Origin of the sequence: Pseudophaeobacter flagellatus (genome assembly GCF_021228235.1) — a bacterium.
In the GTDB taxonomy this organism is placed as follows: domain Bacteria; phylum Pseudomonadota; class Alphaproteobacteria; order Rhodobacterales; family Rhodobacteraceae; genus Pseudophaeobacter; species Pseudophaeobacter flagellatus.
This window is the reverse complement of the sequence record NZ_JAJQRG010000001.1, coordinates 1-16,162: the sequence shown is the minus strand read 5'-3', so window position 1 is coordinate 16,162 and position 16,162 is coordinate 1. Positions and strand designations below refer to the sequence as shown.

The following is a 16,162-nucleotide window of genomic DNA, read 5'->3' as shown; positions in this document are numbered from 1 at the left end:
TTAGTGTAACCCTGCGCAACATATTTTCCAGTACTGGAAATCGCTGCGTCACATAAAATTGCGCAAAGCGCCAAATTTCAGTTTTGGTGCCACCCGGCGCACCGATGATCAAAGGACGTAAAAATGAGCGAAACACTCGAACAGGCCGCCGCCGCCATGAACGAAAAATTGGCCGGAAGCGATTTCTCAGCCTCAGCAAAATTCCAGATCGAAGGCATGGGGGCCATTGTCCTGGACAGCTCCGGTGCCCGCGTCAGCGATGACGAAGCCGACGTGACCCTCTCGGCGGATGCCGAAACCTTTCAGGATATTCTGTCCGGGGAAATGAACCCCACCAGCGCCTTTATGTCCGGCAAACTGACCATTGACGGTGACATGGGCACCGCAATGCAACTGGCGTCGGCGCTGGCCTGATGGACAAGAGCCTGATGGACCTGACCCCGGCGCCCTATTTTGCCGAGATCGCGCAAGGACCCGACACAGGGCAGGCCCATTGGGCAACCACCGAGGACGGGCTGCGTATCCGGGTTGGCCACTGGCTGACCCGCGATGGCACCGCCGCCAAAGGCACCGTGCTGATCTTTCCCGGCCGTACTGAATATATTGAAAAATACGGCCCCGCCGCTATCGAACTTGGCGCGCGCGGCTATGCAACACTGGCCATTGACTGGCGCGGCCAGGGCTTGGCGGATCGCATGTTGCCGGACAGTCGCCTGGGCCATGTAGATGAATTTGATGATTTTCAAAAAGATGTCGCCGCGACGGTCAAAATTGCCAAGCAGCTGCGCCTGCCTGAGCCCTGGTTCCTGCTTGGCCATTCCATGGGCGGTGCCATTGGTCTGCGCGCCCTGATGGAAGGGCTGCCCGTCAAGGCCTGCGCCTTTTCCGCACCCATGTGGGGGATCCTGATTCCGCCAGCGCTAAAACCCGTTGCCCGCATCCTGGGCGGCCTTGCCCCCAGTCTGGGCCTTGGCGACAAGCGGGTGCCCACCACCACAGTCGGCCACTATGTGGAAACGGCCCCCTTCAAGAACAACACCCTGACCAATGACCCGGCGATGTATCAACTGATGATTGACCAGCTAAGCGAGCAACCCGCGCTGGTGTTGGGCGGGCCAACGATCAATTGGCTGACCCAGGGATTGAAAGAATGCGAATCCCTCGCGAAACGTCCCTCTCCGGCACTGCCCTGCATTACATTTCTTGGCGGGCAGGAGCAGATCGTCAACAGCGCCGCGGTGCAGGACCGCATGGCCCGCTGGCCCGGCGGCGAGCTGGATCTGATTGACCCGGCACAGCATGAAATCGTAATGGAAGCTCCCGAAATTCGCGCCCGAGCCTTTGACAAGATGACCCGGCTGTTTGATCAGTACCGGTAGCCGTTTCCGACGCGTCCTGCGGCCAATATGCGAATGCACGGGCAAAATCACGTCAGGCCAAACCTGCACCAAATACCGCGCATAAATTCCGCCCCGCCCCGAATTTCGGCGCGGGGCTTTGCTTGTGATCCGGCCATGTGGCGCTTAGATGTTGTGCAACGCTGAAACAAACATGCCCGCCAAGGAGGCCCCATGTTGCCACTCCCCTTCCCTGTCCGTGACGCCAATGCCAGCTCTGGCTCTGATGAGCTGGGCAACCTGCCCGAATGGGATCTGACCGACCTTTACACAGCAGATGACGCACCCGAGTTACGCCGCGATCTGGACTGGCTGGAGCAGGAATGCACCGCTTTTGCCGCCGATTACGAGGGCAACCTGGCCGGGCTGGATGCCGATGGCCTGCTGGCCTGTGTGCTGCGCAATGAAAAGATCAATGCCATTGCCGGGCGCATCATGTCCTATGCCGGCCTGCGCTATTACCAGCTGACCACCGATGCTGACCGCGCCAAGTTCATGTCCGACATGCAGGAAAAGATCACCGTCTTCACCACACCACTGGTGTTTTTCACGCTGGAAATCAACCGCATTGAAGACACCGCGCTTGAGGCCCATTTTGCCGCCAATGCCGATCTGGCCCGCTACAGGCCAGTGTTTGATCGCATCCGAGCCATGAAACCCTATCAGCTATCAGACGAGTTGGAGAAATTCCTGCATGATCTGGGGGTTGTTGGCGACGCCTGGGAGCGCCTGTTTGATGAAACCATTGCCGGGCTCACCTTTACCATCGACGGCCAAGAGCTGAACATCGAAGGCACCCTCAACCTGCTGACCGAACAGGATCGCAGCAAACGCGAGGCCGCCTCGCGCGCATTGGCAGCGGTGTTTCAGGACAACATCAAAACCTTTGCGCGGGTCCACAACACCCAGGCCAAGGAAAAAGAGGTGGTTGATCGCTGGCGTGGCATGCCAACGCCACAGACTGGGCGTCACCTGTCAAACCATGTCGAACCCGAAGTGGTCGAGGCCCTGCGCGAAGCCGTGGTCGCCGCCTACCCCAAGCTGAGCCATCGCTATTATGAGCTAAAGCGCAAATGGCTGGGGCTGGAACGCATGCAGGTCTGGGATCGCAACGCGCCCCTACCGATGGAAGACAGCCGCGTGGTTGACTGGGCGCAGGCCGAAAAAACCGTGATGGAGGCCTATGAGGCCTTTGATCCGCGCATGGGTGAAATCGCCGCGCCATTCTTTTCCAAGGGCTGGATTGATGCCGCTGTCAAACCCGGCAAGGCCCCGGGTGCCTTTGCCCATCCCACCGTCACGGATGTGCACCCCTATGTGATGCTGAACTACCTTGGCAAACCGCGCGACGTAATGACCCTGGCGCATGAGCTGGGCCACGGCGTGCATCAGGTACTGGCCGCCGATCAGGGTGAAATGCTATCCTCTACCCCGCTGACCCTGGCCGAAACCGCAAGCGTCTTTGGCGAAATGCTGACCTTCCGCAAGATGCTGGAGAAAGCTGAAACCAAAGAACAGCGCAGGATCCTGCTGGCAGGCAAGGTCGAGGATATGATCAATACCGTGGTGCGCCAGATCGCGTTCTACGATTTTGAATGCAAACTGCATGCGGCCCGCGCACAAGGAGAGCTGACCCCCGATGACATCAATGCGCTGTGGATGTCGGTACAGGCCGAATCCCTGGGCGACGCCTTTGACTTCATGGAAGGCTATGAAACCTTCTGGGTCTATATCCCGCATTTTGTCCATTCACCCTTTTATGTTTACGCCTATGCCTTTGGCGACGGCTTGGTAAATGCGCTCTATTCCGTCTATGCCGAGGGCGAAGAAGGCTTTGAGGACAAGTATTTCGACATGCTCAAGGCCGGTGGATCCAAACACCACAAAGAACTGCTTGCCCCCTTTGGCCTTGATGCCTCGGACCCCAAGTTCTGGGACAAGGGCCTGTCGATGATCTCTGGCATGATTGATGAGCTGGAAGCCATGGAGGACTGATGGCGCTGAACCTGCGCCCAATCCCCGCGCGCGACTATGATCTTGCGCACCACATCGCGGTGGCGCCGGATCCGGTTCTGTTTTCGGGTACCACGGCGCAGGCCTTTGAAACCGCTGAGGATGGCGTGGATTTCCACGCCATCTTTTTTTATGATGATGCTGTTGGCTTTTTCAAAATCGACCGGGCCTTTGGCCTCGCCCAGGGGCCTGAGCTGGGACTGCGGGAGACCGAGAGTTTGGATTTTGGGACAAGGGAACCAGAATGAACCGCCCGCCACCGCCCGCCATTCCAGCCGACCTGATTTCGACCTTCCAAATCATCCGGACCCTTTCGCTTCAAGAGGTGCCCAGGGCACAGATCTGGCATGTCGAAACACGGCAGTATGGTCAGGCGGCTTTGAAACACTACGCGGCAGGGCATATGGGCAACGAGGCCAGTGGCTTTCCCTTCCTGGCGGCGTTACAGGGGCCGGTGGCACAGATCTACCAGGTCACGCAAAATGCAGTGCTGATGGAATGGTTGCCGGGGCCTTCGCTGGGGGATATCGCCCGCAGCGGCGGACAGGCTGATGCAGATAAAACTCTGGCGCAGGTTGCCGCAGGAATTCACTCCCAAACCAGCGCGCTAAAGCTCACCGGCATGATGCCTCTTGTCGCCTGGTTCGAAGCCTTGCGGGCCCCTCTCCCCACTGACCTGAACCTGACATCCCACCAGCGCAGCAATTTGCAACAGGCACAGAGCCTGACAAAGACCCTGCTGGCCAGCCAAGAAGACATCCGCCCCCTGCATGGGGATCTGCATCACGATAACATTCGCCAGGGCGCTGGCGGCTATTGTGCTTTTGACGCCAAGGGCATGATTGGCGAGCGCTGCTATGAATTGGCCAATGCCTTTCGCCACCCCAAGGGTCTGGAGAAAGACTCATTTGGCGCCGATCTGATAGGGCAGCGCGCCAAGCTTTGGGGGCAAATCTTCGACGTCTCACCAAAACGCCTACTACAATGGGCGAGTGCAAAATGCGCTTTGTCCCTTGTGTGGCGCCGGGGGGCGGATCTGCAACGCGATCCGGACCTGACCTTGTTGGACCACCTGTTGATCCAGCAGTCCAGGTTTTAAGGATGGGACGCCACTTCCCGTCTTTAAGAGCTCCGCGCGTGGAAGCGCCAATTTGATTACCCGACTATTACTGTCAACTAATTGAATTCACACGGTTTTTCCAAAAAACCTGTTGACGACTCGCTGAGGCAACCCTATCCATAAGACAGGAACTGTAGCTAGCCAGATCGTCAGGCAGCAAGCAGCAAGCTACTCCAGCCAGTCCGGGTCTTACCAGGACACGCCAGACAGCCAGCCAAGCCAGCAACTTATCGATCTTAGCAAGCCGTTCCTCACTGTTCAGCTTCTACAGTGTTCGGTTTCCGGATATCTTGCGATTTGGACACCTCTCATCTGCAACCTTACCTGCAGATTGTTAGGTAACACCCTATGCAGTCCAGCACGCCAGGTCTCTCGCCCGCCAGCCTTATGGCCAGCACGCAAGGCTCTGCCCCAGCTGGGCTGAACATCTCTGCCTTTTCCGGGCGTCCGGCCCAGCCAGCCTCCATGCAACCACGCAGGGCGCCAGCCCCCCGCCAGATGCACCGCAGCCCCACCAAAAACGGGCGGCCCCCGATGGGTCCGCCCGCTTATGAACTCACTTGTCAAAACCGATCGAAACCGGCGGCAGTTAATGTGCTGCCAGCATCCCCTTGGCCGCAGCCAGTTCACGCATCTTCTTTTGCAGCTTTTCAAATGCACGCACCTCGATCTGCCGGATCCGCTCGCGGCTGACACCATACTGTGTGCTCAGTTCCTCCAGAGTATGCACCTTTTCTGCCAAGCGCCGCTGGGTGAGAATATCCTTCTCGCGGTCGTTCAGCACATCCAAGGCCTGACCCAGAAGCTCACGGCGGGCTTCCAGCTCATCGCGAGCTTCATAGTCACCGGCCTGGTCGGCATCTTCATCTTCCAACCAATCCTGCCACTGCATGGTGCCTTCGCCTTCGCTGCCAACCGTGGCATTGAGAGAGGCATCGCCACCGGACATCCGGCGGTTCATCGAAACCACCTCATCCTCGGTCACGCCGAGATCATGGGCGATCCGCTTGACGTTTTCAGGCCGCAGGTCGCCCTCTTCCAGCGCGCCGATACGGGCCTTGGCCTTGCGCAGGTTGAAGAACAGCTTTTTCTGCGCCGAGGTGGTGCCCAGTTTCACCATCGACCAGGAGCGCAGCACATATTCCTGGATCGAGGCACGGATCCACCACATCGCATAGGTCGCAAGACGAAAGCCTTTTTCGGGATCAAAGCGCTTTACCGCCTGCATCAGGCCAACATTGGCTTCCGAGATCACCTCGGCCTGTGGCAGGCCATAGCCTCGGTATCCCATAGCGATCTTGGCGGCCAGACGCAGGTGCGAGGTCACCATCCGGTGCGCAGCACTGGAATCTTCCTTCTCCACCCAGGCCTTGGCCAGCATGTATTCTTCTTCCGGCTCCAAGAGCGGGAATTTACGAATTTCTTGCATATAGCGGTTGAGACCGCCTTCAGGTGTTGGCGCAGGCAGATTTGCATAATTAGCCATTCAACGGTCCCTCCCAAGATGTTTATAGGTTTAACATTAGGTTATATGGGTCAGCGATTGCACCCTTTCAAGGGGGCGCTAACATGAAACACCATAGACTGTGCTGGCGCAACTATCTGTGACGCATATCACAGATAGTTGTAAAACTAGTTATTACTTTTCAACGGGTTGAGATAGAGCATCAATCAAGCCTGCCATATCATCGGGCAACGGGGCCTCAAATCGCAGCGCCGCACCGCTGACAGGGTGGACAAAACCCAACACCGCCGCATGCAGCGCCTGACGGGGAAACCCCTGCACTGCAGCAATGGCCGCAGGGGTCAGTGATTTGGCTGCCAGCTTGCGTTTGCCGCCATAGGTCGGGTCGCCCACCAGGCTGTGACCGGCATGGGTCATATGCACCCTGATCTGATGAGTGCGCCCGGTTTCCAGCCAGCATTCGATCAAGGCTGCCACGGGCGGTGTGCCAAAGGGTTGCACAATGCGCGCCCGTGTCACTGCATGGCGACCGCCCTGAAACAGCACTGCCTGACGCTGGCGGTCAAATTTATGCCGTGCCAGCTGCGTTGTCAGCTTCAAGATGTTGCCGGGTTCAAAACTGGTGCCCTTGACCCCGCGCAGCCGCGGATCATTGGCATCTGGCACCCCATAGCAGATGGCCCGGTAATAGCGTTCTACCGTATGCTTTTCAAACTGCGCTGCCAGCCCCTGATGCGCCACATCGGATTTGGCCACCACCAAGAGGCCAGAGGTCTCTTTATCAATACGGTGCACAATTCCGGGGCGTTTGACGCCACCGACACCGGACAGCTTGTCCCCGCAATGATGTAGCAATGCATTGACCAACGTACCCGATGGCGTCCCCGGTGCGGGATGCACCACCATGCCCGCAGGTTTGTTGATCACGATCAGATCATCGTCTTCAAAAATCACATTCAGTGTGATGTCTTCAGGGCCGATATGGCTGTCCTCGGCCTCTTCCACCGTGATGGAGACCTGCGCGCCCTCGGCGACACGGGCCTTGGCATCCTGCACAACCACGCCGTCGATTTGCACACTGCCGGCCTCGATCAGGCGCGCCAGCCGGGTCCGAGAAAGCGTCGCTTCCTCTGGCACATCACGTGAAACCGCTTTATCAAGCCGTTTAGGCGGGTTTTCCGCAATGACAAACTCAATCTGGCGGCTGCCCATGACTGATCCTTCCAAGCCTGAAATTCTAGAAGAGCCTGCGCAGCTCAGATTTCTGCGTCGACTGGTGACCACCCTGACCGTGGTGATGATTGGCGGGCTTGTAGTGGTAATTAGCCTGCTTGTCATCCGCTTGTCTGCCGATGGGCCCCGCCTGCCCGCCGAAATTACCCTGCCCACAGGCACAACCGCGCAGGCAGTGACCTTCGGGACTGGCTGGATTGCCGTGATCACAACACAGAATCAGATCCTGATCCTCGACCCTGAAAGCCATGAAGTGCGCCAGAAGATCAACATTAAATAGCGCCACCAGCCTCAAGGCCCAACAGAGGCGCCCCCACAGCCCCGGGCAAAGGCCTGCAGGCAAGGCCGCGCCTCACATGCGCGGCTGAAATTCAGGATAGACAAACTCAATATCCAGCTCGAACAACCGGGCAAGCTCTTTCAAAAACCCCGGTGATTGCGAAACAATGACCCTGGCGGTCAATGCCGCATAAATGACGTCAAGAAAGGCAGCGCTGCTTTCGCCGATAATTTCCCGGCTTGCCCCAAGCATCAACGGGCGTAATTCGTTTTCAAACGCCTTTTCCAACGCTCCAACCGACAGGCTGCCATCAACAAGCAGATCGGCATGTTGTTCACCCACAACGCGGGCGATCTTGCTGAACCCATCTGAAATCAGCACATGGCTTCCTGCCCCCTGTTGTTCCTTAGCTAAATTCAGCGCCTGCAGATAGGACGGCACACTGGCAAACCTGCGCCGGTTGCTATAGGGGAGATCCTCTCGCAAAGAGGCTGCATCAAACAGCCCCCGACAATGCAGGACCTTTCCCGCAACGGAATTTTCATCAAATATATCAGTAAATTCTCTGAGACATACCTGCGCAACATCCCCCCGCCTGACATGCACAACGATACGGTTCTTGTTGCCCTCTTGCCGCTTTGCAATCTCGGCATACAGGCTGCTTTGCAGCGCTAACGCGCGCAGCTTGGGGTGTCTTTCCTGCGCCCTTTCCCCCAGTACTCTGGCGAAATCAGAGCTATTGTAGCAGCGCGCATCAAATCTATATGCGCCCTCTACCCGGGATGATATATCAGCAAGGCTGCCCACCTGCTCCCGAGGCAAACCCGGGCCGTGGGCAGTTATGTCCGCGAACCCCACCTCTTTGAAGAGCGTCGCATTCCCCAGACTGTTTCTATTGTTGTTGCGAGGAAAGCATATCGTGGGGTTGAACGAATAAATATCAGCCAAATGAAAGAAGACATTTATCTGGCGCAGCATGTCCCCAAAACCTGAGTTGCGAACATAAAGAACCGAATTCGGCATAGTCAAATCCCACGATCAATAGCAAAGTCAGAAAGCACAGGAATACACCGCACCCCATCAAAGATAACAGCCTATCAATCGCCTGGTACAAGCGGTGATGCCATATCTCATTATGCATATAGAGCGGTAAATGGTACCACCTGCCCGGTTCGAACGGGCGACCTCCTGATCCACAATCAAATGATTTCCATTTATTTTCAATGTGGTTTGGAGATTGGGTATACCTGATTCGGAGTGATACTAACGGCTATGTGCGACTTCAAAATCGCCCTTAGCCCCGACTTTGTTGCCCATGTCGCCCAGGCGATGCCGCGTGAGAAGCGGTCATTGATGAGAGGTGCAGCGAAATTTTGGGGCCAACGGCGGCAGAGCGGTACGAAGCGGTCGTCTGCCATGATCTACAGAGTGTCGCGCAGACCAGACCAAGAAATTTCCCGACGAGGTCATAGTGTTTAGGCTCAGGACTCATAACCAAAACATGACCGTAGCTGCGAGAGCGATGGCGGATAGGAAGACTTCGGGGCAGCGGTCGTATCGCGTGGCGACCCGCCGCCAATCCTTCAGGCGCCCGAACATGATCTCGATGCGATTGCGGCGCTTGTAGCGGCGTTTGTCGTATTTGACGGGTTTCTTTCGTGCCTTTCGGCCCGGGATGCAGGGCCTGATCCCCATATCCTGCAGGGCTTCGCGGAACCAGTCGGCATCATATCCGCGATCTCCCAGAAGCCACTGGGCTTTCGGCATGTAGCCCAGAAGAGCCGCCGCACCTGTATAGTCGCTGATCTGGCCAGCCGTTATGAAGAAGCGGATGGGCCGCCCGTCGGTGTCGGTGATGGCATGCAACTTGGTGTTCATGCCACCTTTGGTCCGCCCGATCAGGCGCCCACGCCCCCCTTTTTACCCCGCAGGCTTGATGCCGTGCGATGGGCTTTGAGATAGGTCGCGTCGATCAAGATTGTCGTCGGGGCCGTCGCCTCTGCGGCCAACCCTTCAAACATCCTGGCAAAAACACCCATCTCGCTCCAGCGTTTCCAGCGATTATAGAGCGTCTTCGGCGGGCCATATTCTTTCGGTGCATCGCACCACCGTAAGCCATTGCGATTGATGAAAATTATCCCACTTAACACCCGCCGATCATCGACCCTCGGCTTGCAATGGCTCTTGGGGAAGAACGGACGCAGACGCGCCATCTGTTCGTCGGTCAGCCAAAAAAGATTGCTCATGATACCCCCCTGAAAGTTTGGGGATTTGAATCATGCAACCAATGCGATCTCAAGCCGATTAATAGGTCCTGAGCCTAGAGGATTTTGCAAAAGGGCTTGCAAGAGAGAAGGCGGGGTCTGTTATTCTATAGATGAGTCTTGGCAGGATTTCCCCTACAGTAGTGCCGACAAGTTGCCGGCATTTAGTGGCCGCTTTCCAAAGAATGCTAATGGTATTCCTCCTGGATTTTACAGATAAGGATTTTGGATGAAATGGATATTCTAGTACGCTTAGTACCGATTGTGGCCTTTGGTCTTTGGTATTTGCTTCGTGAACTACACATCTATACCGACATTATGGTTCCGATTTCTCTCTCTTGTGTTGTGCTGTTTTGGATGTTCATGCGCTCAGGCAAGGGAAAGTAAATCGGAACAGCATTTAGACCCCGTGGGGGTAGGATTAGTGTGATTGCAAGGGCCATGATGGATGCCTATAGCACCCCTAGGTTCAGGACTCATAACCAATAAATGACAGTTGCGGCGAGGGCGATTGCCGAAAGGAAGACTTTGGGGCAGGGGTCATATCGGGTTGCGACCCGTCGCCAGTCTTTCAGCCTGCCGAACATGATCTCGATCCGGTTGCGACGCTTGTACCGTCGCTTGTCGTATTTCACTGTCGTCTTGAGTTGCTTTCGCCCCGGGATGCATGGCCGTATGCACTTGTCTTGCAGGGCTTCTCTGAACCAGTCAGCGTCATAGCCCCTGTCACCAAGTAACCAATCGACGTTCGGCAGACTGCTGAGCAAAGCCCGTGCGCCGATATAGTCGCTGACCTGACCAGCCGTGACGAAAAGGTTCAGCGGACGCCCCTGGCTGTCACAGACGGCATGCAATTTGGTGTTCATACCACCCTTGGTCCGACCGATCAAACGTCCACGCCCCCTTTTTTGACGCCCATACTGGTCGCGGTGCGGTGGGCCTTCAAATAGGTAGCGTCAATCATGACGGTCTTTTCCTCGCTATGCTCGGCGACCAGACCCATCATGATCTGGGCAAAGACCCCTTTGTCGCTCCATCGCTTCCAGCGATTGTACAGGGTCTTGTGCGAACCATACTCCTTGGGGGCATCTCGCCAGCGCAAGCCATTGCGATTGATGAAGATAATGCCACTCAGCACACGCCGATCATCCACACGTGGTTTGCCATGGGGCTTCGGAAAGTAGGGCTCCAAACGCGCCATCTGCGCGTCCGTCAGCCAGAAAAGATCGCTCATATCATCGCTCAATTTTCGACCGATGAATCACGCCGCCATACGGAAATTAATGGGTCCTGACCCTAGGGAACCGACCGCAACATTGAGGCGGGGACGGCCCAGAACCGACGTCCAGCCAAATTTTGGATGCTGCGGTGCGGCCCATCAGACCGGACTTCCGCCGCAGTTGCAAAATCAAAACCTATGCGAACTAGCACTGTACGGGACTTCCCTAAGAATTCGATATTTGGTTCTGGCTCTGAAGGACTGACCCAAATTTTCCTTAACATCTTCTAATCTCCCCAGATTTGGTCGAGCTGAACGTCGCCACTGTCGGGCTCTCGGTTGGCGGGGAGTTTGTCGATTTGCATAAGCATCGGTATGTCGAACGTGGTGCCAGTCACGACACACGCTCCCTGTGGGAGCGAAGGGATTTGGCTGCGGGAAACACTGTCGAGGGTCGAAATGGTATTTTCGAGTAAGGCTAGGTCCCGGTCATTCACCAATCGGTGGATGAAGTAATTGTGGAGCTGAGACACGATTGTAGGTGATATGTCCGCAGGCCTCTGGCTTGCAAGCGTGATGAATACTCCAAACTTTCGTCCTTCTTTGACAATCTCCTCAAAAAGTTCGAGTCGATAGTCCTTCCAGCTTTCTGCTTCTCGGTTCGACTGCTGCGATAAAATGTTGTGTGCTTCGTCAATTACAAGATGGAGTGTTGTTGTAGGCGGAGAACCAACAACCGCTTTGTGTTGTTCATAGTGATGTTTGGCAATCAGAATAGGCAGTATCTTTTTTACTTCCTGCTTGCATTCTCTAAGCGAAATGACAGTTATCAACTTTGGATCGACCTCTACACTGTCCACAACGGACAGCACTCTGGAAAAATCGCTTTTCAAAGCTTCTATTCGGCGTAGAAGGGGGTTGATATGATCGTACTGTGCTGAACCTGACAGGACATCTCGAATGACTTGAAGGGTTGAACGTATCAATAGCTCGTTAAAACCAGATACTTCGGACAGGTTGATATTGTTGAGTTTTACTTCAAACTCAGAGTTATAGAAGTTGTCATCGTTAGCCAGAAAACGCCAGTCGCCGGGGCCGATTACATGGTGAAATGTGCTTGTATTGTTACCACTTTGTCGGGCGACCTTTCCAAGTGAGTCCATTAGACCTTGGTCATAAGTAACATTTCTGGCTAGTGTTTTTAAGAGTTCTAGAGCTTCTAGGTTCGGGTCGGATGAAGTCAGAACGTTCCGAAAAGTCTTTCGTAAATAGGTATTCAGACTGTTAGGAATATTTGCAAACCTCTTCCTTCCTGATGTGACTCTGCGCAGAAATGGTCTTTGCGTATTCGCTGTTGCTTGAAAAAGAATGCCCAGTGTTTCAGCGTCCCAAAACTCATCCTCGTGCAAGACGAACTTGTCACCATCATCGGTTCGCGTTTTTAACCTAATTACCCTCTTATGGTTCTCGCTTGCCAACTGGTTGCCAGTGTATTCTCCGTTGAAGTCCAGAAACACAAACTTGCTACGGCCTCCCATAGCTTCAATCTTATTGTCAAACAAAACTGTGTAGAGCTTAGTCAAAGTGTTTGACTTGCCGCTTCCAGTGTTCCCAAAAATTCCAAGATGAGAGTTGAAAAGTCGTCCCCACGGAAGGGATACCGCTAGTTCCTCTTTGAGGAGCTTTCCGATGATATAGCTCTCAACAGTATTGCGTTCAAATATGTTACTTACTTGTTCTTCGGACAACAGCCTAGCGATGTCTCCGATTTTGGGTAGGAACTTTATCCCATCTTTGAACGCCCCATCTTCAAAGTAGCCAATCGGTTTGACCTTCAATTTTCGCGTAAAGGTCTTGATTGTCCCTTCTGTCTCGTAGTTCTTCTCGTCCAGAAATTCGCCCTCTACGGTGCAAACTATTTCGCGAAAACCATGTTCGATTGCAATAAACTCTCGTATCGAGATGCCTTTATAGCGTTTACCGCCATGAAAGTGTGTTTCATGGTTAGAGTTCTCGAAGGCCTTCACCGCCACCTCGACCCCCATTACAGATATTACTGCGCCTATTGGGATGCTCATTCTACAGCAAGCCCCTCGCTGCTAACGTTGAACACTTCCTTGTTAAACGAAGTAAAGTCGAGGTCACCATCGACGGTAATAAATTCTACGTTGTCAAAACCCTTGAACTTTCCCTTCATCTCACTTACTGTCTCGCCGGAAAAACAGCAGATAAAGAGCTGCAAAGAAGGATTAGACAAAGAGCGTTTGACTAGATTTAGGATGTGCTCATCTGCAAAAGAGAAGCCGAAGGCGATAAAGACTGAGTCGGGTTTTTCTAGCTCATAGCTCAGCAGCCGAAGCATTTGATAATAGTGCTCTTCGAACACAGTCTCATGAAATTTCCACTTGGTCGGATTCACTACGGGCAAAGTTTCGTAACTGCTTTGAAAACTCAAATTTGCCTGCGGATCTTCTGAAGTAAGGTTAAGTGCTGCCAAGCCTAAATCTGTTTTGGTTTCATCTGACAGGATAGCTTTAAAAGCTTCGCTCTCTCTACATGGTACTTCATTAACTCTCTTTGACGCACGCTTGAGGTCGTAAGATATCTCGATATTTTCTTCGTCTTTGTACCAATAGACGCTTCCGTGGAGTTGGATTAAATTGATTTGTGGTACGCTCTTGGCGTGCCGATCGAACACCCCGTGGTCTTGATAGTATCGACTAAAGTTTCTAGCGTTCAGGGTTCGTTTGACAAATCCAGCCCCCCCGTCGTTCAGATGAAAGTCATATGCGCCGATGCGAAGTAACTGCTCACCAGTGTGAGCAATCATCCCATCATAGTTTGTAGTAAAAATATTCGCCCTATTTTTGTCCTTCTTCTTGGCGAGAAACTTGAGAACCGTGCTGAGAAAAATTTGATAATTCTCAATTGCTTTGTCTTGCTCTGCAGTATTAAAGATCACATCGTCGGGATCGTATTGTGCTGCGGGCGATATGACTTCTTGAACATACCATGAGAATAGGTGTGCCAGTATATCTGGGCTGCCTGCATACTTTGTTGCCAGCGTTTCTACAGTGTGAGCAATTTCGGTCCCATCCACCTTTAACTTTAAAGCTAACGTCGGCAAGAGGCCATGTGATGCTCCCGACCCTAGCAAAAAGTTCAAATTCTTATCGTAAATATCGGACTTGTTGATTTTTGACAAAATGCTCTCGCCTCTACGTTAATGCTTATCAACCAAGCACATCGGGTTCGAATATGCACGCTACTTCGAGAGGTTGAACGTGTTTTTAGCCTAATCTGCAACCGAAGCAGCGGACTGGAAGACCGAGGCAGAGCAACGCGCGCTCAGGTTTGAGGCTGCCCAGAGTGATCTGCGTCTGCTTTACGTCCAACAGGCTCGTCGTTTCATACCCGCAGCGAATGTCTGCAATCCGCCCTTTGCGTCGGTGACTGGCGCAATGCCACACCTTGCACGGATGTCGAGTTTGGGCTGGAAGCAGCCCCACGCTTGCATGACTAGGCCCAGGGGATGTGCCTACTGGAAAGGGCGGGAGTCGGCCTTCGCTGCAAGAACTGCATTATTCGTATCCACAGAGTAATGCAGACATTCACAATGACGCATTGATACTTTCACCGAAATCACGACTGCCGAGGAAAAGTGCCGCTGAGGTTTGAGTATCAAACCACAACTTTAGAGAGATCTCAAGATCGTTAAAATAATGTGATCAAATTGCTGCAGTCTAAAGGATAAACGCTTCAACCTCAGACAAGGACTCAACAAATATCGCTTCAGGGCAGTACGAGTTCCGACGAAAATGTTTTTTTATGGTGAGGCCATGGTCGCTTTTATTGAATCAATTCGTTTCCGGGTTTTTCTTGGTTTTGTGTCGTCGGTGTTATGGATCCTTGCGAGCGTTAGCGTCGGCCATGCGCAAAGCGTGTCTGTTTCAAGCTTCCGGCTTCAGTCGGACGGAACTTGCGGCGCAGGTGGATCTACGACCTCATTCCTTGCACAGGCAACGGGTCCAACGGGTCCTTCTGATGGAACGGATGCTTTTGGGAGTTCCGTCGATTGGATAGCATTCTACCTGACAGATTCAGCCAATGTGATCCTCGGTAGTTCAACGTTTAACGCACCTGCAAACAGCTATCTGGCGAACGACTTTGCCGGTAATGTCCAAACTCAGCCAACTGCGCTCGGAGATTTTACCTTTTACGTCTATGATGTTGACACCAACGCTCCCGACCAGTCGATCGGTGCGACTTATACTGCGAATGGCCGACAACTTGGTTCGGGTTCTTTTGATGCTGCTGCATTGGACAATGATTGCACGAACATTGTTAGCGCTGATCCTCCTCCGAATTTTACATCGGCTTTTGCGCCCAGCACAATTGTCGAGGGCGGCACTTCAACCTTGACTTTTACCATCGACAACACCGCCAGTTCCAGTGCAGCGACAGGGTTGAGTTTCACCAACAACCTACCTGCGAATGTTACGGCGGCCACACCAGCTAACGCCTCGACGACCTGCACGGGTGGAACGATCACTGCCACGAATGGATCGGGTACAATAAGTTATTCGGGCGGTACAGTTGGCGCGGGTGCAAGCTGCACAATTTCAGCAGATGTAACATCGGTGGCCGGAGGCTCTTTTTTCAACGCTTCAGGTGATTTGACGTCCAGTCTTGGCAATTCTGGTACAGCAAGTGCTACTATTAACGTGACGGCTGTTCCCCCAACGATCACCATCGGCGCTCTATCGGGTCCGACTGCTGGCAGCTACACCGCGTCGATCACCCTGTCAGAAGCAAGCACCAACTTCGTCGTTGGAGATCTCTCCCTGACCAATGCTACCGCGACGCTGACGGGATCCGGCACCAGCTACACCGCAACATTGACGCCCGTGGCCGATGGCCAGATCGCGCTGTCGGTCGGGGCGGGTAGCTTCACCGATGCGGGGGGCAACGACAATACGGCGTCGAATGAGGTGACGGCAGTCTTTGACGGTACGCCGCCGACTGTCACCATCGGCGCTCTATCGGGGCCGACTGCTGGCAGCTACACCGCGTCGATCACCCTGTCAGAAGCAAGCACCAACTTCGTCGTTGGAGATCTCTCCCTGACCAATGCCACCGCGACGCTGACGGGATCCGGCACCAGCTACACC

At 54.1% G+C, this 16,162-nt stretch carries 14 protein-coding genes and 1 tRNA gene; 7 read left to right on the top strand and 8 right to left on the bottom strand.

Translation table 11 applies throughout. The features are described from left to right. Nucleotides 1-123: 123 nt before the first annotated feature. The 5 genes from LRK71_RS00075 (at nt 124) to LRK71_RS00055 (ending at nt 4,509) form a co-directional block, all read left to right on the top strand. Nucleotides 124-414, top strand: coding sequence for an SCP2 sterol-binding domain-containing protein (locus LRK71_RS00075; RefSeq protein ID WP_232400237.1), 291 nt, complete (start codon nt 124-126; stop codon nt 412-414). After that, entirely contained in the window at nt 414-1,379 is a 966-nt protein-coding gene (locus tag LRK71_RS00070; protein WP_232400236.1) for an alpha/beta fold hydrolase, read from the top strand. Before LRK71_RS00075 ends, LRK71_RS00070 begins: the two co-directional genes overlap by 1 nt. Before the next feature lie 192 nt (nt 1,380-1,571). Continuing rightward, complete coding sequence (locus tag LRK71_RS00065) at nt 1,572-3,392, top strand: M3 family oligoendopeptidase (RefSeq protein ID WP_232400235.1); 1,821 nt, start codon at nt 1,572-1,574, stop codon at nt 3,390-3,392. Then, nucleotides 3,392-3,658 (top strand): hypothetical protein, encoded by a 267-nt coding sequence (locus LRK71_RS00060; RefSeq protein ID WP_232400234.1) that lies wholly within the window; start codon nt 3,392-3,394, stop codon nt 3,656-3,658. The genes LRK71_RS00065 and LRK71_RS00060 overlap by 1 nt, the downstream gene beginning before the upstream one ends. Next, entirely contained in the window at nt 3,655-4,509 is an 855-nt protein-coding gene (locus LRK71_RS00055; RefSeq protein ID WP_232400233.1) for an aminoglycoside phosphotransferase family protein, read from the top strand. The genes LRK71_RS00060 and LRK71_RS00055 overlap by 4 nt, the downstream gene beginning before the upstream one ends. A gap of 610 nt (nt 4,510-5,119) precedes the next feature. Here LRK71_RS00055 and rpoH read toward each other — a convergent pair. Together rpoH and LRK71_RS00045 are read right to left on the bottom strand one after the other, a co-directional pair. Then, nucleotides 5,120-6,016 (bottom strand): RNA polymerase sigma factor RpoH, encoded by an 897-nt coding sequence (gene rpoH / locus LRK71_RS00050; protein WP_232400231.1) that lies wholly within the window; start codon nt 6,014-6,016, stop codon nt 5,120-5,122. 153 nt (nt 6,017-6,169) lie between these two features. Beyond that, nucleotides 6,170-7,207: an RluA family pseudouridine synthase gene (locus LRK71_RS00045; protein ID WP_232400230.1), complete on the bottom strand. Its 1,038-nt coding sequence runs from the start codon at nt 7,205-7,207 to the stop codon at nt 6,170-6,172. Here LRK71_RS00045 and LRK71_RS00040 point away from each other — a divergent pair. Further along, a complete protein-coding gene (locus LRK71_RS00040; RefSeq protein ID WP_232400229.1) occupies nt 7,206-7,508 on the top strand; it encodes a DUF6476 family protein in 303 nt (100 codons plus the stop codon). The two genes, LRK71_RS00045 and LRK71_RS00040, sit on opposite strands and share 2 nt — an antisense overlap. 72 nt (nt 7,509-7,580) lie before the next feature. Here the strand turns inward: LRK71_RS00040 and LRK71_RS00035 are convergent, their stop codons facing one another. The 6 genes from LRK71_RS00035 to LRK71_RS00010 all read right to left on the bottom strand — a co-directional run bounded on the left by LRK71_RS00035 (nt 7,581) and on the right by LRK71_RS00010 (nt 14,196). After that, nucleotides 7,581-8,531 carry a hypothetical protein gene (locus LRK71_RS00035; RefSeq protein ID WP_232400228.1) on the bottom strand — a complete coding sequence of 317 codons (951 nt, stop codon included), beginning with the start codon at nt 8,529-8,531 and terminating at the stop codon, nt 7,581-7,583. Between the two features lie 131 nt (nt 8,532-8,662). Beyond that, nucleotides 8,663-8,738: transfer RNA gene (locus tag LRK71_RS00030), tRNA-Ser, on the bottom strand. Between the two features lie 258 nt (nt 8,739-8,996). Continuing rightward, nucleotides 8,997-9,754 (bottom strand): IS5 family transposase gene (locus LRK71_RS00025; RefSeq protein WP_232400227.1). Its coding sequence is split into 2 segments (ribosomal slippage): nt 8,997-9,430 and nt 9,430-9,754, totalling 759 coding nucleotides; the frame shifts between segments, so codons are not numbered across the junction. Nucleotides 9,755-10,248: 494 nt separating this feature from the next. Further along, nucleotides 10,249-11,006, bottom strand: a protein-coding gene (locus LRK71_RS00020; RefSeq protein ID WP_269751589.1) for an IS5 family transposase whose coding sequence is annotated in 2 segments (ribosomal slippage) — nt 10,249-10,670 and nt 10,670-11,006 — 759 coding nt in all. Because the reading frame shifts where the segments join, the coding sequence is not laid out codon by codon here. 272 nt (nt 11,007-11,278) lie between these two features. Beyond that, complete coding sequence (locus LRK71_RS00015; protein WP_232400226.1) at nt 11,279-13,069, bottom strand: ATP-binding protein; 1,791 nt, start codon at nt 13,067-13,069, stop codon at nt 11,279-11,281. Continuing rightward, nucleotides 13,066-14,196 (bottom strand): SIR2 family protein, encoded by a 1,131-nt coding sequence (locus LRK71_RS00010; RefSeq protein ID WP_232400225.1) that lies wholly within the window; start codon nt 14,194-14,196, stop codon nt 13,066-13,068. The genes LRK71_RS00015 and LRK71_RS00010 overlap by 4 nt, the downstream gene beginning before the upstream one ends. A gap of 613 nt (nt 14,197-14,809) precedes the next feature. Between LRK71_RS00010 and LRK71_RS00005 the strand changes: the two genes are divergently transcribed. Continuing rightward, nucleotides 14,810-16,162: DUF7933 domain-containing protein (locus LRK71_RS00005; RefSeq protein WP_232400224.1), on the top strand; the 1,353-nt coding region annotated here is incomplete at its 3' end.